A 17005-nucleotide genomic window follows, 5' to 3' on the forward strand; every position below is an offset into this window, starting at 1 on the left:
TGCGCGCGCCTTGTCGCCCTATCTCGGCGGCCGTATGGCGACGGCCCGGCTGCACGGACATTCGCTGTTCGTGCGCGAACTCATGCCGCAGGACCTCAAGATCGAGGTCGAGCAGTTCTCCCGCGCGGAAGCGCTCAAATCCGCACGCTATCTGGCCTGGGTCGTCGGCAAGGCCCATGCGCGGCAGATGGACCCGGCGACCCGACGGTCCTGGGCGCGAACGTTGCAGCGCGGCCGGTCGGGAGGCCTCGACGCGCCGTCATGGCTGTGGCGCACGGTCGTCGATCTCGCCGGACGGCATGAGAGGGGCTATCTCGAACACTGCCGCGTGCATGCACTGGGCGCATGACGGGTTGGCGAACCTTGGATCAAAAGTGTCGATGATCGGCGGCCATGGCGGACGGTGCGTCGTCTATCCTCAGGATTGCAGTCTCGGCGAACAATGGCTATCTCCTGCTCTAGCCAATACGGAGTGCGCAACCTTGAACCTTTCCCTGACCGCATCGCCTACCTGCCTTGCCGCCAAGGAAACCCGTGTTCATGCCTGCCTCAATTTCCGTTTCCCGTCTCGCTTGGTCCGCGCCTGACGGCCGACGTGTTCTCGATGACCTGACGCTCGATTTCAGCTCGGAACGCGCCGGGCTGATCGGACGCAACGGCATCGGCAAATCGACGTTGCTGGGTATCATCGCCGGCGGCGTTTCCCCCTCCAGAGGAAGCGTCCGCGTTCACGGCACGGTGGGGCTGTTGCGGCAGACCGTGCAGACCGCGCCGGGTGAAACCGTCGCCGACGTTCTCGGCGCCGCCGCTGCGCTCGCGGTCCTTCGCAGGGCCGAGGCCGGTATCGCGACGATGGACGAACTGAGCGATGCCGACTGGACGCTGGAAGCCCGCGCGGCCGATGCGCTCGCCGGACTGGGGCTGCATCTGCCTCTCGATACGCCGCTCGCCAGCCTGTCAGGCGGGCAGAGGACACGCGCGGCACTGGCCGGGCTGGTTTTCGCCGAACCTGATTTCCTGCTGCTCGACGAGCCGACGAACAACCTCGACGCCGGGGGCAGAGCCGCCGTCGTCGATATGCTGGCGAACTGGCGTGCGGGCGCCATCGTCGTCAGCCATGACCGCGAACTCCTCGATACCATGGACGCGATCGTCGAACTGACTTCGCTGGGCGCGACGCGGTACGGCGGCAACTGGAGCGATTACAGCGCACGCAAGGCCGTCGAACTCACTGCGGCCGAGCATGATCTCGCAGTGGCGCAGCGCCATCGGACGAACGTGGCCCGCAAGGCACAAGTGACCGCCGAACGCCAGCAAAGGCGCGATGCCGCGGGCAACCGACAGGCCGAACGCGGCGGAATGCGGCGCATCCTGCTCGGCGCCCGCCGCGAGCGGGCCGAGAACAGCGGCGCGGAAAACCGGCGCCTCGCCGAACGGCAGCGCGGCGAGGCGGACCTCTCGGTCGAACGCGCCAAGGCTCGGATCGAGGTACTGCAGCCCTTGTCCGTCCAGGTCGCACCGACCGGCCTCAATCCATCGCGCGAGGTGCTGACGCTCGACCACGTCTCGGCGGGTTACGGCGATGGCGCACCGGTGCTGCGCGATGTGTCGCTGCGCATTGCCGGTCCCGAACGGGTTGCCGTCACCGGGGCCAACGGCAGCGGAAAATCGACCTTGCTGCGGGTCATCCTCGGCGAACTCGCGGTATCGTCGGGACGCGTGGAACGGCATGTTCCGGGCAGACTGCTCGACCAGCAGGTCAGCGTGCTGCAGCGAGAGAGCACCATCGCCGAGAACTTCATGCGGCTGAATCCGGGGCTCGACGACAATGCCTGCCGCGCCGCGCTTGCCCGTTTCGGCTTCCGGGCGGCAAGCGCCGACCAGGCCGTCCACGACCTGAGCGGAGGCCAGATGCTCCGGGCCGGGCTGGCCTGTGTCCTCGGCAAGCCCGTCCCGCCGCCGCTGCTCATCCTCGACGAGCCGACCAACCATCTCGACATCGATGCCATCGCCGCGATCGAGGCCGGTCTGCTCGCCTACGACGGTGCGTTGATCGTGGTCAGCCACGACCGGCATTTCCTCGATCGCATTCGTATCACCAAAACGGTGGAATTGGCGCGCGACTCCCCGATCCGCTCGGCGGGGTAGAGAAGCAAGTCGCGGTTCAGGCCCGTCAGGTGCTCCCACCTGACGGGCCATCGCCTCAGAACTTGACCGAGAGTGTGCCCTGGATGCTGCGCGGCGGGTTGAAGCGCAGCTGGTCGTTGGGCCCGTAGCCCGACTGCACGGACTTGCCGTTGAGACCAGCGGTCGTCGGCGCGCCCTTGCTGCTGTTCTTGACCTCGATCACGTGGTCGTCATCGAACAGGTTGTAGACGTTGAGGCTCACGCGGTACTTGCCGAAGTCGTAACCCACTGCCAGCGACCCGACATTGTACGCAGCCAAGCGATAGAGGCGGAACGAGGCGTTGGTATCAGCTTCGGTCGCATACTGCGCGCCCGTGAACTTGTGCGTATAGGATGCGAAGAAACCGTCGTGATCGTAGAACACACCGAGCGTTTCGGTGGTGTACGGCGTCTTGGCGATCTGCGTGCCGGTCGTGCCGCTTTCGGCCTTATTGTACGAGGCATTGGCGAACAGCGTCAGGCCGGTCACCGGGAACACGCTGATCTGGCCTTCGACGCCCTTGTACTTGACCTTGCCGATGTTCACCAGCAGCGAGGAGTCCGATCCGGCGACGGTCGGCGAGGCGATCTTGTTGTTGACGTCGATCTTGTAGGCATCGACGTCGATCGCGAAGCGGCGGCCGTGATAGACGGTGCCGATCTGGTAGTTGGTGCTGCGCTGCGGCTGGAGCGCAGAAAGCGAACTGCCGAGCGAAGACGACGTCGAGTAGAAACTCGACAAGTCAGGCACGTACATACCCTTGGCGTACTGCGCATAGACCGTCCAGTCCGAGCGGATCTGGTAATTCGCGGTCAGGAAAGGCAGCACGTCGGTCCAGGTGGCCTTGGCATTCAGCGGAGCGTGGGTCTTCTGGTTCACCTCCGCATCGATCTGCCTGGTGAAGTGCACGTACTTGACGCCCGGCGTGATCGAGAGGCCCTCGATCGGACGATATTCCAGTTCACCGAAAAGCTGGAACTGGTCCCATCCCGAATGCTGGATGTAGTCGATGTTGGACTTGCCGACGATGTAGTTCGGCTTGCCCGTCGACAGGTCGTAGTTGATCAGATGGCGATCGCTGGCCGAATGCTCATACCAGCCGCCGACGCGCAGGCGGCCGTGCTCGAATTCGTAGTCCGCCTCGCCGATGTAACCGATCGTGCGGTACTTGTTCTGCTTGTCGTAGCCCGGAACGCCGGCGGTCTTGCTGCCGCCCGGCGTCAGCACCACCAGGTTGGCCGAGTTGCCGGTGCCGTCGTTGCCGGAACTGGTGTGGTTGGTATAGCCATACATGTAGACGCGGTTGTCGAGCGTCAGGCCCGAGCCGAGGTCGCTCTGCAGGCGGACGATCTCGAAGTCGGTCTGCTTGCTGGTGCGGTTGTAGCCCCAATAGTTCTGCGCGTATTTGCTGGTCACCGACGGGTCGTTGGTGTTGCCATAGCGCTTGCCGAAATCGGCAATGCCGCCCACCGTGCAGTTCTCACCGGTGATGTCGCCGCTGTTGGGGCCGGTGCCGCACGTGCCGAAACCGGTGTCGGATTCGTAGTAGACGTTGGCGTTGTAGGTGGACAGCACCGTCAGCGTGTTGGCGGTGCCGATCGGGATCACGCCCTTGACGAAGATGTTCTTCGAATGGGTCGGGCTGTACGTCAGTGCGCCCTGCGAATCCATCACCTGGCCCGAAACCACGAACCTGGCGCCGCCCAGCGCATCGATCGCGCCGGTCTGCACCGCGAGGCGGCCCACATAGGTCTCGAAGCTGCCCACCGTGGCGTCGGCACGAACGCCGAAGTCGTCGGCGACGGCCTTGGAATACATGTTGACGTTGCCGCCGTAGGTCGCCTGACCCAGCTGGCTGGCGTTGCCGGGGCCACGATCGACCACGACCGTCTCGATCGTGTTCGAGGGGAAGAAGGCCGTGCTGTGGTGCGTCGGGTTGTTGGTGTCGCCGAAGGGAATACTGTCATACGTGACGTTGTATTCGCCGTCCTTGAAGCCGCGGATCGACATCTTGGATTCGCCAAGGCCGATGCCGTTATTGGCGCCGGTCAGCGTCACACCCGGCGTCAGCGAGGCTAGCTGGTAAAAGTCCGCCGTCAGCGGTGCGGCCTTGTCGATATAGGTCTGCGAAACGGCTGCCTGCGGCTGGGTCGTCGCGAGCGAGGCGATCGACGGGGCCTGCTCCGTCTCGTGCGTGCCGGTGACGATGATGTCCGAGGTGGTCAGGGCGTTGGCGTCGTTGGCCTGGCCCCGGGACTGGCGGGTGCTGGAGGGATCCGCATCGGCATCGCTGGCGAAAGCCGGAGCCGAAGCGAAGGCAAGCGCCGTCGCCCCCGCAAGCAGGGTATACTTGATGGCATTCTTCATGGTGTCGCCCCTATGAAAGAAATTCGGTTCAGTTCTTGTCGAAAGCGGCCAGTTCCGCGCGGGCGGCCGAGGCCTTTGCCGCGATGGCCGGAGTGTCGAGCACGCGCTCGGCGACGATCGAGCCGAGCACGTGGCTCGCTTCGGTGTCGCTCGGGAAATGGACGCCGCAAATCTCGCGGCTGAGTGCATAGTCACGGGCTTTGGCGAGGATCGCCGGCGCCTTGCCTGGCATCAGCTGTGCCAGCACGAGGCCGCTCGAATAGCCGAGCAGCGAATGGCCGCTGGGATAGCTGCGGGTCGGCTTCTTGCCCTTGCCCGCGTCGCAGTTCGGCAGGGTCGGGTCGACGCCCCAGGGGCGGGTGCGGGCGAAGTGCTCCTTGGCATCGTCAGCCGCGACCTCGATCTCGTTCTGCACCGTCTCAAGAAGCGCCCAGGTTGCCGGGAGGTTCTTCAGGCTGGTGCCCACCACATCGTCGAAGATCGAAGGGTCTTCGTGGGCATCGTCAGCGCGGGCCTGCTCCATGCGCGCTGCGGACGTCGATGCGACAAGCGCGTGGAGATACTGAAGCTCCAGCTTCTCTTCCTGAGAGCCGCGGGCGGGCGGCGCCGGAAGCTGGGCCGCGACGGAGAGCGTGCCGGGCTTGATGACCTGGAACTGCCGGGCGGCAGCGGGGGCCTGCGCCGATACCGCGCCGGGCAGCGCGAGGCAGGCAAGAACCGCGATGGCGGTGGTCGAAAGCAAACGGGTCATGGGAATGTCTCCGGATCTGTCGGTCAGGAAGCGGTGGGCGCGACGACGAGCACCTTGAAGGTGCCGGGTACGGGCTTGCCGCGCTTGGCGCCCGGTTCGGGGCGGGCGAGCGTGGCGGTGGGCAGGTAGACGCGGCCGTCGCGCGGATCGACTGCGCCGGTCTTGGCGCCGATCTGCGTCTTCACCGTGCCGATCACGCGGATGGCGGCAGGCTTCGCGATGTCGAGCACCGAAAGCGTTCCGCTGCCGCCGTTCGGGATGAAGGCGCGGTGGCGGGCTTCGTCGACGATCACGGCATCGGGGTCCGCGCCGATCGCCAGCTTGGCGACGACTTTCCCGGCCTTGGGGTCGGTCACGACCGCGACGTCGTTGGCGCAGGCGCTGATGAGGCGCGTGCCGCCGCCGACGAGAGCGAGGCCGGTCGGTCCCTCGCATCCGGTCAGCGCGATGGTCTTCACGACCTTGCGCGTCTTGAGGTCGATCGCGACCACGACGTTGCGATCCTCGACATTGACGTAGGCGCCGCCCTTGCCGTCGACCACGCCGAACTCCAGGCCGCCGCCGACCTCGATGGTGCCGGTGACCTTGTGCGAGGCCGGATCGATGAGCGATACGGTGCCGTCGGCCGCGTTCATGACCACCACCTGGTCGGTGGCCTTGTCGTAGAAGCCGCCGTCCGGCTTTTTACCGGTCGCGACTTCGGCAATGACCTTGCCTGTGGCGATATCGACGAAGCGGGTGGTGCCGGTGTCGCCGTCGGTTTCGAAAAGCTCGGACTTGCCGGGGATGCGCAGGACCTGATGGGCATGATGGGCCGGCGCCAGCACCGGGTTCACCGCGCGCGAAGCCAGATCGACGGTGGTGATCGCATCGCCGTGCGCGACATAGAGCGTGCCGGTGGTCGGATCGACCGTCGCATAGTCCCAGCCGCCGTCAGGACCGGCGATATGCCCGGCCAGTTCGTAACCGGTGCCGGAGGCGGGACGGGCTGCGAGATAAGCGGGCGCAAGCGCTCCTGCCGCGACGCACGTCGCGACGACCCAATGTTTTGCCATGAAGATGTGATCCCTGTGATATTGGCCGGCGATCCTGTTCCGGCGAGACAAGGACCCGCTAGGAATTGCCTGTGACAGTCCTGTTACGCAAAGCGCTCGAAGACGCCGGGAAGCCGTTACATTGCAAGATTAGAATGTTCGGCGGCCTGTTCGGCGCCGTTAGCCTTCCCCCATGCATCGGACAGGGGAAAACGAACACGGACGACAAGCCCCGGCCGCCCGTCCTCGAGTTCGACCGACCCGTCATGGAACTTCGCGATCGCCGCCACGAGCGACAGACCAAGCCCGTGGCCGGGGGTATGGCGACTGCGTTCGAGCCGTACGAACCGGCCGAAGACGCTCTTGCGGTCGGTATCGGGAATTCCCGGCCCGTCGTCACGCACGATGAGCACGGCCCCGGTTTCCGCGATCTCCACCAGAACGGAGGTCTCGCTGCCCGCGGGCGTATGCAGCAGGACATTTTCCAGAAGGTTGACCAGCATCTGGTTGATCAGGTCGGCGTCGGCTTCCAACGTGACGGGGTGAAGGCAGCCGGTCCGCAGCACGCGCTTCGCGTCGGCAAAGGCCGGGGCGTACGAATCGACGACGTCCTCCACCAGAACATCCAGCCGGGTCCGCCGGACCTGCGCGCGCCTGCCGCCGGCTTCGACCTCGCTGATGCGCAGGATGGCGGTAAACAGCGCCAGAACTCCCGCCGTCTCGCGTTCGGCCGAACGCAGCAGTGCGAGACGCTGTGCCTCGTCGATCAGATCCTCGCTGCCAGCTTCGCTAAGGGTGCCCTGCAAACGGGTCAGCGGCGTACGCAAGTCATGGGCGAGATCGCTGGACACCTGCCTGAGATTGGTCATCAGGGCGTCGATACGGTCGAGCATGTGATTGAAGGTACGCGCATGCTCTGCGAACAGCCCTCCAAGACGATCCACCGAAATGCGCCGTGAATAGTCTCCGGCGATGATCGCCTGCGCCGTCACGAGGCTGGCTGCCAGCCGCTGTCTGATCAGATGGCTCAGCAATACGGCACTGCCAATGCCGAGAATCGTCGCCAGCACAAGCGCCGTGCCGCCGATCCGCCAGACGATCTTGCCCATTTCCTCGCCGGATTCGCTTTCGCCGACGATGGTAAGGTGCCCTCCATCCCGTAGTACCGTGGATACCGCGCGGGCCGCTCCCCAATCGCCGCCATACTGGCGAAACTCGACGTCGTGCAGATCCTGCCCGTCCCCCCTGACCTCGAGGTGCCCGGCTAGGCGCGTGCCGTTGCGATCGAGCAGGACGTAGCCGACACTGCTGATGTTCCGGCGATCCGCGAATTCGTGAATACGGCGTGCGACTTGCGCTGCACCGGGCGCAATACCGTTTGCCGGAGCGATCAGCCGCGCACGCTCGCGCTCGATGCGAAGGTCCACCGAGTGTGCCAGTTCGCGTTCGGTAAAGTGATAAGTCGCGACGCCGATCGCCGCCGTGCCCAGCACGAACACCAGACCGAACAGCCCGGCGAGTCCGAATACGCTGCGCGGGTTCAGCCGAGTTCCGGGCATGGCACCGCGTTGCGCAGGATGTAGCCGGTTCCGCGCACCGTCTCGATCGGATCCGTACCACCGTGGATGGTCAACTTGCCCCTCAGCCGGCTCATGTTGCTTTCGATGATGTTGGTGGACGGATCGAAGGAATAGCCCCAGACGCGCTCGATCAGCATTCTGCGCGTGACCATGCGGTCCGCATTGCGGACCAGTTCCGCCAGCAGCGCGAATTCCTTCTTGTTCAGGTGCAGCGGCTTGCCGTCACGGGTCGCGCGCAAGGTGGTCAGCACGATCTCGATGTCACCGGCCCCGAGGACGTCGGGACGCTCCGATGCGGGAAAGCGCCGGGCAATGGCGTTGAGTCGGGCAGCGACCTCCGCCACTTCGAACGGTTTGACGAGGTAGTCGTCAGCACCGGCATTCAGCCCTTCGATCCGGTCGTCCAGGGTGTTCAGAGCGCTGAGCATCAATACCGGCAAGTCGCGCGGCTTGCGCAGGAGCACCTCGATACCGTCCAGCCCGGGCAGCATGCGGTCGAGCACCATGGCGTCATAATGATGCGCCGCGATGGCTTCGATCGCCGCCTCTCCCGACCCCGCCGTATCGACGAGGTGTCCGATCGCGGCTAGCCCGCGTGCGAGGAACGTCGCGATCTGGTCATCGTCCTCGACGATCAGCAAATGCATCTGGCTACCATGGTTGGGAAAATGTCATCGCCGAAGTGCACCGCAAATGTGACGTTCGCACGACACCTTCAGGCGCCGGCTGCAATCAACGCCACACGGGCGCCCTGCGTCAGGGCGTCGATGCGGACGGTCATGTTGTGGAGATGCGCTATGGCTTTCACCAGAGTAAGGCCCAGTCCGTTGCCGGGACTGCTGCGACTGTGTTCGGCGCGGTAGAACCGCTGGAAGACGGCTTCGCGCTCTTCGGCCGGAATGCCGCATCCGGTATCGCGCACGGCGACTTCCAGGCCGCCGGCGCGGTTCTTCAGTTCGACGACGACATGGCCGCCGGCGGGCGTGAACTTGATTGCATTGTCGATGAGGTTCGCGAACGCCTCGAACAGCAGGCTCGCATCGCCGTTCAGCGTGCATCGCCCTTCGATATCGAAAGCCGTGGCCAGAGTGAGGCCCTTCTCCTCGGCGGCAGGGTCGTAATAATCGACCACGTCGGCCAGGATGAGCGGCAGATCGACTTGCGAGAAGCCGCTGCGCCGGGCGCCGTCCTCCAGTTCGGCAATGCGCAGCATCGCGGTGAAAGTCCGCAGCACCCCGCGCAATTCGACGATCGCGTCATCGACCGCAAGGGCGTAGTCCTCGCGCGTTTCCGCCCTTCGCTGAGAACGCTCCAGTCCTGCGAGGATGCGGGTCAACGGCGTTCGCAGGTCGTGCGCGATCCCGTCGCAGACGCCCTTCACGTCCTGCATCAGCCGTTCGATGTCGTCGAGCATGCCGTTCACGACATGGACAAGGCGATCGAGATCGCCCGACGTGCCGCGCGCGGGCAATCGGCGCGACAAGTCGCCGCGCACGATCTCCTGGATCGCGTCGGCCACGGCGTCGAAGCGGCGCACCGCTCCCAGCCCGACGATCGTGGCGCCGCCCAGGCCGAGCACGGCGGTGATCAGGGCTCCCCAGGCCGCCGTACTGATGAAGGCTTCGTCGAATTCGCGCGATTCATGGAGGTTTTCGGCGATGATCGCGACCTCGCCCGATGGGTAGCGACGCGCCACGCCGCGATAGCGCAGCACCTTGGAACCGCGTCGAGCCGTCATGAAAAAGGGTTTGCCCGATGTCTCCAGCGTGTCCGGCAGCGGCAGCGGGTCGCCCGCCAGCCGCCGTCCCTCGGGAGCATAGAGCACGAATACCCGTTCCATGTTGCCACGATTGTCGGCCGCGTGAAGCGTGAAAAGGCGGCGGACTTCGGGGAGGTCCGCATCGAACCGGGCGGGCGCCTCCCGTTCCAGCCAGTTGTCGATGCCGGCAAGCAGAAAGCGTTCGGTCTGCAGGTACAGGAAGCCGAAGAGCACCGCCGAAGCCACACCGAACAGCGTCAGGAACAGCAGGGCAAGCCGAAAGCTGCCGGTGCGCGGAAGGTCAACCAGGCGCATGGAGCATGTACCCCGAGCCGCGCACGGTCTGGATCAGTTGCGGCGCGTCGGCGCGCTCGATCTTGCGGCGCAGCTTGCTGACGTGCACGTCGATCACATTGGTCGGCTCGTCGTAGTGATAGTGCCAGACTTCCTCGAACATCATCGTGCGGGTGACGATCTGTCCGGCGTGGCGCATCAGATATTCCAGCAAGCGGAATTCGCGGGGCAGCAGTTCGATGCTGCGCCCGCCCCTGCGCACGGCCTGGGTCAGCAGGTCGAGTTCGAGATCGCCCACACGCAGCACCGTTTCGCGCTGCGGCGCGGTGTGCCGACGCAGCAGGGCATCGACGCGAGCGGTCAGTTCGAGGAATTCGAAGGGCTTCACCAGGTAGTCGTCACCGCCCGCCTTGAGCCCCCTTACGCGCTCGCCGACGTCCGACAGAGCGCTGAGCACGAGGACGGGCACATCGTCCCCCGTGGCCCGCAAGGTCGATACGATGGTCAGCCCGTCCATGCCGCCGGGCAGCATCCGGTCCACGACCAGCGCATCGAAGGATTCGGCCGCAGCGATCAGCAGTCCCTCGCGGCCGGTTCCGGCAAGCGTCACGTCGTGGCCGTGGTCGGTCAGGGCAGCAGCCACCTCCTCGGCGGTCTGCGCGTCGTCCTCGACGATCAGGATTCTCGCCATGTCACTGTCCGTGCTTCCTTCGTTGGGGTGCATACGAAACCGCATGGCACGCAGAGCCCCGGTGCTGCTAGAGCACCCTATGCCATGGCCGTGCGATTCACAGCTTCGCACAAACATTAAATCGGTTTCACGAAAGCGAACGCCCTTCATGCGGCTGCTGGTCATAGAGGACGACGATCGCGGAGCCTCCTACCTCGTGCGCGGGCTGCAGGAAAGCGGCCACGTCGTCGATCGTGCGCAGGAAGGAGAGACCGGCCTGATGCTGGCGACGGAGGGTTTCTACGACGTCGCCGTCATCGACCGGATGCTGCCGCGAATGGACGGCATCGCCATCGTGCAGGCCATGCGCAAGGCCGGAAACGACACCCCTGTCCTGATGCTCAGTGCCCTTTCGGGTGCACTGGACAAGGCCGAGGGCATTCTTGCCGGCTGCGACGACTACCTCGCCAAGCCTTACGCCTTCGTCGAACTGAGCGCGCGGATCGAAGCGCTGGCGCGGCGCGCCGATCGCGCGCGGTCGAATGCCGTGCTGAAAGTGGGCGACCTCTCGTTCGATCCGGCCAGCCGGCGCGCGGTGCGCGGGGCAGTGGACGTGGTGCTCCAGCACAAGGAGAGCCTGCTGCTGGAATTCCTGATGCGCAATGCCGGACGGATCGTCACCCGCACCATGCTGATCGAGGCGGCATGGGATTACGATTTCGAGCCCATAGACGCGCTGATCGACCGGCACATCCATCGCCTGCGCCGCAAGATCGATCGCGACCCGCCGGAGCAGTTGATCCAGACCGTTCACGGGGCAGGCTATCGCATGGCGGCGCCCATCCTTTGATCTTGGGCATTGGCGGACCCTAAAACGGATTTAATGTTCGAACGAACCACGCTCCATCGTCGGCCCGCTACCCGGTGCCGGTGCAGCATCATAACCTCGATACCGCCCGCATCGGGCCACGCCGCGATCCGCTGAACCCAGCGGGGCGGAGCCACGCGCCTCTTGCCCTGGCCGTTGCGCTGGCGGCCTCGCTCGGCGGCTGTTCGCTGACGCCCGCCTATCACCGCCCCTCGATCGCCCCCGTCGGTGCGTGGGATACGCAGGCCGCTCAGCCAGCACTTCAGGGAGAGCCGCCGGCTACCGTGCGCAGCGACTGGTGGCGGCACTTCGCGAGCCCGGAACTGGACCGGCTCATGGAGCGCAGCCTGTCCGACAGTTTCACCCTGCAGGCCGCGGTCGCCCGGGTCCGTCAGGCGGAAGGCTCCGCACGGACCGCCGCCGCGCCGCTTGCGCCGTCGCTTTCGCTCAGCGGGACTGCCGGTGCATCTTCCGGCTCGACTTCAAGCCCGACGCGAAACGTGCTGGCGCAGGCCAGCTACGAACTCGATTTCTGGGGCAAAAACCGCGCGGCGGCGGGTTCCGGGGTCGCGCTCGCCCGGGCCAGCGCCTTCGATGCGGGGACGGTCGCGATGACGCTGTCCGCCTCGGTCGCAGACGAATACTTCACTGTCCTGTCGCTTCGCGAAAGGCTTGGCATAGCGCGGCAACAGGCGGACGATGCCCGCAAGGTGCTCGCTCTCATACAGGCCCAGCGGTCGGCCGGGACGGCGACGGACCTGCAACTGCGCCAGCAGGAAACCTCGATCGCCGGGCTCGACGCCGCCGTCCCGGCACTGGTACAGCAACTGAAGGTAGCGCAGGACGCCCTTGCGGTGCTGACCGGCCGACCGCCGGAAGGCTTTACCGTCGAGGGAGCCTCTCTCGACAATGTGCTGCGCCCTGCCGTATCCCCAGACCTGCCGCCGCAACTGATGGCGCTGCGCCCCGACGTGCAGGCTGCCGAAGCCCGCCTCGTCTCCGCCAATTTCGATATCGGCGCGGCACGTGCGGCGTTCTTTCCAAGCCTGTCGCTTTCCGCCAGCGGCGGCCTGCGCGCAGCGGGCGCCGGAAGCATCTTCCCGCCGGTCGCCATCGCCGATGCCGCGGCCGGATTGCTCGCCCCGTTGTTCGACGGCGGGCGTCTCGGCGGCCAGCTCAAGGTCAGCCGCGCGAGGCAGGTCGAGCTTGTCGCCACGTACCGCCAGACGGTTCTCACCTCTTATCAGGAAGTCGAGGATGCGCTTGGCGCGATCGCCAATGCGCGTGCGCAGGAAGCCCTTCAGGAAGGCGGCGCCACTTCCGCGCAGCACGCCGCCGCCCTTGCGATGACCCAGTATCGTCTCGGCAGCGCCGATTACCTCAGCGTGCTGACGACGCAGCAGGCGCTGTACCAGGCACGCGATTCCCTCGCCCAGACCCGGCTGACGCACCTGGAGGCGATCGTCAGCCTGTGCCGGGCGCTCGGCGGCGGCTTCGGCCGGGCCGACCTTCAGTTCGCGGCGGCGCCCACGTCACGCTCCGCTCCGCTTCAATCTCAGGAAAAATCCCGGTGAACGAAACCGAACACGCCCCTCATCAGGATCGGCCACGCCTGCCGCTGCATTGGAAGCTGGCGGGATTGTCCATGCTTGCCGTTGCGACCATCGCCGGTTTCGCCGTCTATGACAGCGGCCAGTCGGGCACCGCCAAGGCCGATGCCTCCGCCAAGCCGATACCGGTCGTCACCGGCATCGTCACGACCCGCGACATGCCGATCTGGATTTCCGGGATCGGCAGCGTCGCCCCGTTGAAGGTGGTGGACGTCAAGGCGCGGGTGGACGGCCAGATCATGCGCCTGGCCTTCAACGAGGGCGACGAGGTACAGGCAGGCCGCCTGCTCGCGCAGATCGATCCCCGGCCGTATCAGGCCGTGCTCGCACAAGCGCAGGCCGCGCGGGCTCGGGACATGGCGCAGCTCGTCAATGCCCGGCAGGAAGTGTCGCGCACCGGTGCCCTGTCACAGGCCGGAGCGGGCACCACGCAAAGCTACGATGCCGCCAAGGCGCAGGCCGCAGCGCTCCAGGCCACCGTCGCTGCGGACGATGCCGCGATCGCCGCTGCCCGGCTCAATGTCGAATTCGCCGGGATCGTCGCGCCGATCGCGGGGCGTGTCGGCCTGCGACAGGTCAATCAGGGCAGCATGGTCCACGCCAGCGATACGACCGGTGTGGTCACGGTGACGCAGATGGCGCCGATCTCCGTGCTCTTCACCCTGCCCCAGGATTCGCTGGGAGAAGTGCTCACCGGCCAGCGCAGCGGTGCGCTTCCGGTGTCGGTCTATTCGCGGGACGGCGCCAGCCACATCGTCGATGGGCGGCTCCTGTTCGTGGGAAGCAACGTCGACCAGACGAACGGACAGTTCCAGCTCCGCGCCGAGTTCGGCAACGGCGACCGGGCACTGTGGCCGGGAGAATTCGTCTCCGCGCGCGTGCTCGTCCGTACCGACCGCGGGGTGGCGGTGGTGCCCAGCCAGGCCGTCCAAACCAGCGAGACCGGCCGCTACGTCTATGCCGTCAAGAGCGACGGCACCGCCGAGGTCCGCAACGTCAAGGCAGGCCCCGCCGTCGATGGCTTCACCGAAATCCTCTCGGGCCTGAAACCCGGGGAGAAAATCGTGGTCTCGGGCCAGTCGCGCCTGTCCGCAGGAGCACCCGTCAAGGCCCAATCGTCAGCGCAATCTGCAGCGGAGCAGGCACAATGAGCCTTTCCGCCGCCTTCATCAATCGCCGGGTCGGCACGTGCCTGCTGGCGATCGGCGTAGTCCTGCTGGGCCTGGTCGCCTACCTGTCCCTGCCGATCTCCTCGATGCCGCAGGTCGAGTATCCGACGATCTCGATTTCGGCCAGCCTGCCGGGTGCCAGCGCCGATACAATGGCGACTTCGGTGGCCACGCCGCTCGAGCGCACGCTCACAAACATTCCCGGCGTCACGCAAATGACCTCGTCCAGCTCGCTCGGGCAGACGCAGATCACGTTGCAGTTCGACCTCAACCGCAACATCGACGGCGCCGCCGTGGACGTCCAGACCCAGATCAACGCGGCGGCAGGCCTGCTGCCCAAGAACATGCCCAACCCGCCGACCTATCACAAGGTCAATCCGGCGGGTGCGTCGATCTACTCGCTGGCGCTGACCTCCGACACGCTGCCGCTGACCGAAGTGGACCGCTATGCCGAGAACTACATCGCCCAGCCCATCTCGCAGCTGCCCGGCGTCGGCCTTGTCGACTACCACGGCCAGCTGCGCCCGGCCGTGCGCGTCCGCGTCGATCCCGACCGCCTGACGGGCCTCGATCTGACGCTGGAGGACGTCCGCACGGTCATCGGCACATCAACGGTGAATGCGCCCAAAGGCACGCTCAACGGCCTTCACCAGTCGGTCGTGCTTAGTGCCACCGACCAGCTCATGGACGCCAAGGCTTATCGTAACGTCGTCGTCGCCTATCGCAACGGTGCCCCCATCCACCTAACGGACGTGGCCACCGTCGAGAACGCCCCCGAGGACGTCCATCAGGCCGCATGGTTCCAGGGCAAGCGCGCGATCATCGTCGACATCGCGCAGAGCCCCGGCTCCAACGTCATGAGCACCTTGAAGGGCATCAAGGACAAGCTGCCTGCGCTGGAAGCCTCGCTCCCCCCTTCTGTCCATCTTGCCGTAGTGGCCGACCGCACGCAGACGATCACCGGATCGGTGAACGACGTGCAACTGACGCTGATGATCACGATCGCGCTGGTGGTGATGGTGATCCTGGTATTTCTGCGCAACTTCTGGGCGACGCTGATCCCCAGCCTCACCATCCCGCTGTCGCTCATCGCCACGTTCGCGGTGATGTATGCGCTGGGCTACAGCCTCGACAACCTGTCGCTGATGGGACTGACGATCGCCGTCGGCTTCGTGGTGGACGACGCCATCGTCGTCATCGAGAACATCATGCGCCATATCGAGGAGGGCAAGTCGCCGATGGAGGCGGCGCTGCTAGGCTCGCGCGAGGTCGGCTTCACGATCATCTCGATGACGGTGTCGCTGATTGCGGTGTTCATCCCGATCCTCGCCATGGGCGGGCTGATCGGCCGACTGTTCCGCGAATTCGCCGTCACCATCACGGTCGCGCTGATCGCATCGGGAATCGTCTCGCTGACGGTCACGCCGATGCTGTGCGGCTGGCTGATCCGGGACGAGCAAGGGCGCAGGCACGGCCGCTTCCATCGCTGGTCCGAACGCTGGCTGACCGCGCTCAACGACGGCTACGAGCGGCTGCTCGACGTCGCGCTGCGGCACCAGCGACTGACGGTGCTCAGCTTTGTTGCCACCGTGGCACTCACCGGGGGCCTCTACGTCACGCTGCCCAAGGGGTTCTTCCCGCAGGTCGATACGAGCTTCGTGATCGGCACCATTCGCGGTGCACCGGATATTTCCTATGAAGACATTTCCAAGCGGCTGAACGCGGTCGCCAAGGTCACCATGGCCGATCCCGACGTCGATACGGTCGATTATTGGGCCGGCCCCAATCCGACGATGAGCGACGGGCGCATGATCCTCAACCTCAAGCCGCTCGACCAGCGTTCGGTGACGGCGGACGAGATCCTGGTCCGCCTCGGCAAGAAGATCGCCGAAATCCCGGGCGTCACTCAAGGCCTGCAGGTTCGCCAGGACATCCAGATCGGCGCGCGCAGCGGCCTCGCCCAGTACCAGTACACCCTGCAGGACGGGAACCTGCCCGAACTCTACAAGTGGGCGACGATCCTGCAGGACAAGTTCAAGACCTTGCCCGAACTGCAGGACGTGTCATCCGACAAGCAGGCATCCTCGACGAGCATGACGCTGGAGATCGACCGGACCACCGCGTCGCGTCTTGGCGTGCAGGCGCAGGATATCGACAACACGCTCTACGACGCCTTCGGCCAGCGGCAGGTCGCGACGATCTTCGACCCGCTGAGTCAGTACTACGTAATCGAGGAAGTCGATCCCCGCTTCCAGCTGGACGCCGGTGCCCTCACCCACCTCCACGTACGCTCCAGCACCACGCAGGCGCTGGTGCCGCTCAGCTCTCTGGTGCGCGTGAAGCAAGGCGTGGCGCCGGTGACGATCGCGCATCAGGGACCGTTCCCCGCCGTCACGCTCTCGTTCAACCTGGCGCCCGGCGTGGCGCTGGGCACGGCGGTCACAGCGATCCAGAACGCCGAGCAGAGCGCCGGGATGCCCGCCACCGTGAAAGGCTCGTTCCAGGGCGCGGCGCAGGCGTTCCAGGCTTCGCTCAGCACGCAGCCTTTCCTCATCCTCGCTGCCATCGTGACGATCTACATCGTGCTGGGCGTGCTCTACGAAAGCGCGATCCATCCGCTGACGATCATCTCCACCCTGCCCTCTGCGGGTCTGGGCGCCTTGCTGGCGCTGATGCTGGCGGGCAAGGACCTGTCGATCATGGGGATCATCGGCATCCTGCTGCTGATCGGCATCG

13 protein-coding genes are annotated in these 17005 nt (G+C 65.7%); 6 read left to right on the forward strand and 7 right to left on the reverse strand.

The genetic code is table 11. The features are described from left to right. Positions 1–349: DUF2252 family protein (locus LH128_RS05640; protein WP_008828624.1), on the forward strand; the 349-nt coding region annotated here is incomplete at its 5' end. A 191-nt stretch (positions 350–540) separates the two neighbouring features. Beyond that, positions 541–2148, forward strand: coding sequence for an ABC-F family ATP-binding cassette domain-containing protein (locus LH128_RS05645; RefSeq protein WP_008828625.1), 1608 nt, complete (start codon positions 541–543; stop codon positions 2146–2148). 55 nt (positions 2149–2203) lie between these two features. On the opposite strand, the gene LH128_RS05650 is transcribed toward LH128_RS05645, so the two are convergent. The 7 genes from LH128_RS05650 to LH128_RS05680 form a co-directional block, all read right to left on the reverse strand. Continuing rightward, on the reverse strand, positions 2204–4534 hold the full coding sequence (locus LH128_RS05650) for a TonB-dependent receptor (RefSeq protein ID WP_008828626.1): 2331 nt from the start codon (positions 4532–4534) through the stop codon (positions 2204–2206). Positions 4535–4562: 28 nt separating this feature from the next. Next, positions 4563–5285, reverse strand: coding sequence for a phosphatase PAP2 family protein (locus tag LH128_RS05655; RefSeq protein WP_008828627.1), 723 nt, complete (start codon positions 5283–5285; stop codon positions 4563–4565). 23 nt (positions 5286–5308) lie between these two features. Then, the gene (locus LH128_RS05660) at positions 5309–6340 is read right to left on the reverse strand and encodes a YncE family protein (RefSeq protein ID WP_008828628.1); all 1032 of its coding nucleotides are present in this window, start codon (positions 6338–6340) and stop codon (positions 5309–5311) included. A 116-nt stretch (positions 6341–6456) separates the two neighbouring features. Beyond that, on the reverse strand, positions 6457–7878 hold the full coding sequence (locus LH128_RS05665; RefSeq protein ID WP_008828629.1) for a HAMP domain-containing sensor histidine kinase: 1422 nt from the start codon (positions 7876–7878) through the stop codon (positions 6457–6459). Further along, the gene (locus LH128_RS05670) at positions 7860–8546 is read right to left on the reverse strand and encodes a response regulator transcription factor (RefSeq protein ID WP_008828630.1); all 687 of its coding nucleotides are present in this window, start codon (positions 8544–8546) and stop codon (positions 7860–7862) included. The genes LH128_RS05665 and LH128_RS05670 overlap by 19 nt, the downstream gene beginning before the upstream one ends. 68 nt (positions 8547–8614) lie before the next feature. After that, positions 8615–9973, reverse strand: coding sequence for a sensor histidine kinase (locus tag LH128_RS05675; RefSeq protein ID WP_008828631.1), 1359 nt, complete (start codon positions 9971–9973; stop codon positions 8615–8617). Next, positions 9960–10643, reverse strand: coding sequence for a response regulator transcription factor (locus LH128_RS05680; protein WP_008828632.1), 684 nt, complete (start codon positions 10641–10643; stop codon positions 9960–9962). Before LH128_RS05680 ends, LH128_RS05675 begins: the two co-directional genes overlap by 14 nt. 148 nt (positions 10644–10791) lie before the next feature. On the opposite strand from LH128_RS05680, the gene LH128_RS05685 reads away from it, so the two are divergent. From LH128_RS05685 to LH128_RS05700, 4 genes are all read left to right on the forward strand, one after another. Continuing rightward, positions 10792–11472, forward strand: coding sequence for a response regulator transcription factor (locus LH128_RS05685; protein ID WP_008828633.1), 681 nt, complete (start codon positions 10792–10794; stop codon positions 11470–11472). Between the two features lie 80 nt (positions 11473–11552). Then, positions 11553–13064: an efflux transporter outer membrane subunit gene (locus LH128_RS05690; RefSeq protein WP_172704962.1), complete on the forward strand. Its 1512-nt coding sequence runs from the start codon at positions 11553–11555 to the stop codon at positions 13062–13064. Then, the gene (locus LH128_RS05695; protein WP_008828635.1) at positions 13061–14251 is read left to right on the forward strand and encodes an efflux RND transporter periplasmic adaptor subunit; all 1191 of its coding nucleotides are present in this window, start codon (positions 13061–13063) and stop codon (positions 14249–14251) included. The genes LH128_RS05690 and LH128_RS05695 overlap by 4 nt, the downstream gene beginning before the upstream one ends. Beyond that, on the forward strand, positions 14248–17005 hold a 2758-nt coding region (locus tag LH128_RS05700; protein ID WP_008828636.1), incomplete at its 3' end, for an efflux RND transporter permease subunit. The genes LH128_RS05695 and LH128_RS05700, both read left to right, overlap by 4 nt.

This window comes from Sphingomonas sp. LH128 (genome assembly GCF_000293195.2).
GTDB lineage: Bacteria > Pseudomonadota > Alphaproteobacteria > Sphingomonadales > Sphingomonadaceae > Novosphingobium > Novosphingobium resinovorum_A.

Bases quoted from the DNA above. Each gene is read 5' to 3' on its own strand.
- LH128_RS05655 (WP_008828627.1), bottom strand. From the start codon at position 5,285: ATGACCCGTTTGCTTTCGACCACCGCCATCGCGGTTCTTGCCTGCCTC.
- LH128_RS05670 (WP_008828630.1), bottom strand. From the start codon at position 8,546: ATGCATTTGCTGATCGTCGAGGACGATGACCAGATCGCGACGTTCCTC.
- LH128_RS05650 (WP_008828626.1), bottom strand. From the start codon at position 4,534: ATGAAGAATGCCATCAAGTATACCCTGCTTGCGGGGGCGACGGCGCTT.
- LH128_RS05660 (WP_008828628.1), bottom strand. From the start codon at position 6,340: ATGGCAAAACATTGGGTCGTCGCGACGTGCGTCGCGGCAGGAGCGCTT.
- LH128_RS05665 (WP_008828629.1), bottom strand. From the start codon at position 7,878: ATGCCCGGAACTCGGCTGAACCCGCGCAGCGTATTCGGACTCGCCGGG.
- LH128_RS05675 (WP_008828631.1), bottom strand. From the start codon at position 9,973: ATGCGCCTGGTTGACCTTCCGCGCACCGGCAGCTTTCGGCTTGCCCTG.
- LH128_RS05645 (WP_008828625.1), top strand. From the start codon at position 541: ATGCCTGCCTCAATTTCCGTTTCCCGTCTCGCTTGGTCCGCGCCTGAC.
- LH128_RS05680 (WP_008828632.1), bottom strand. From the start codon at position 10,643: ATGGCGAGAATCCTGATCGTCGAGGACGACGCGCAGACCGCCGAGGAG.
- LH128_RS05685 (WP_008828633.1), top strand. From the start codon at position 10,792: ATGCGGCTGCTGGTCATAGAGGACGACGATCGCGGAGCCTCCTACCTC.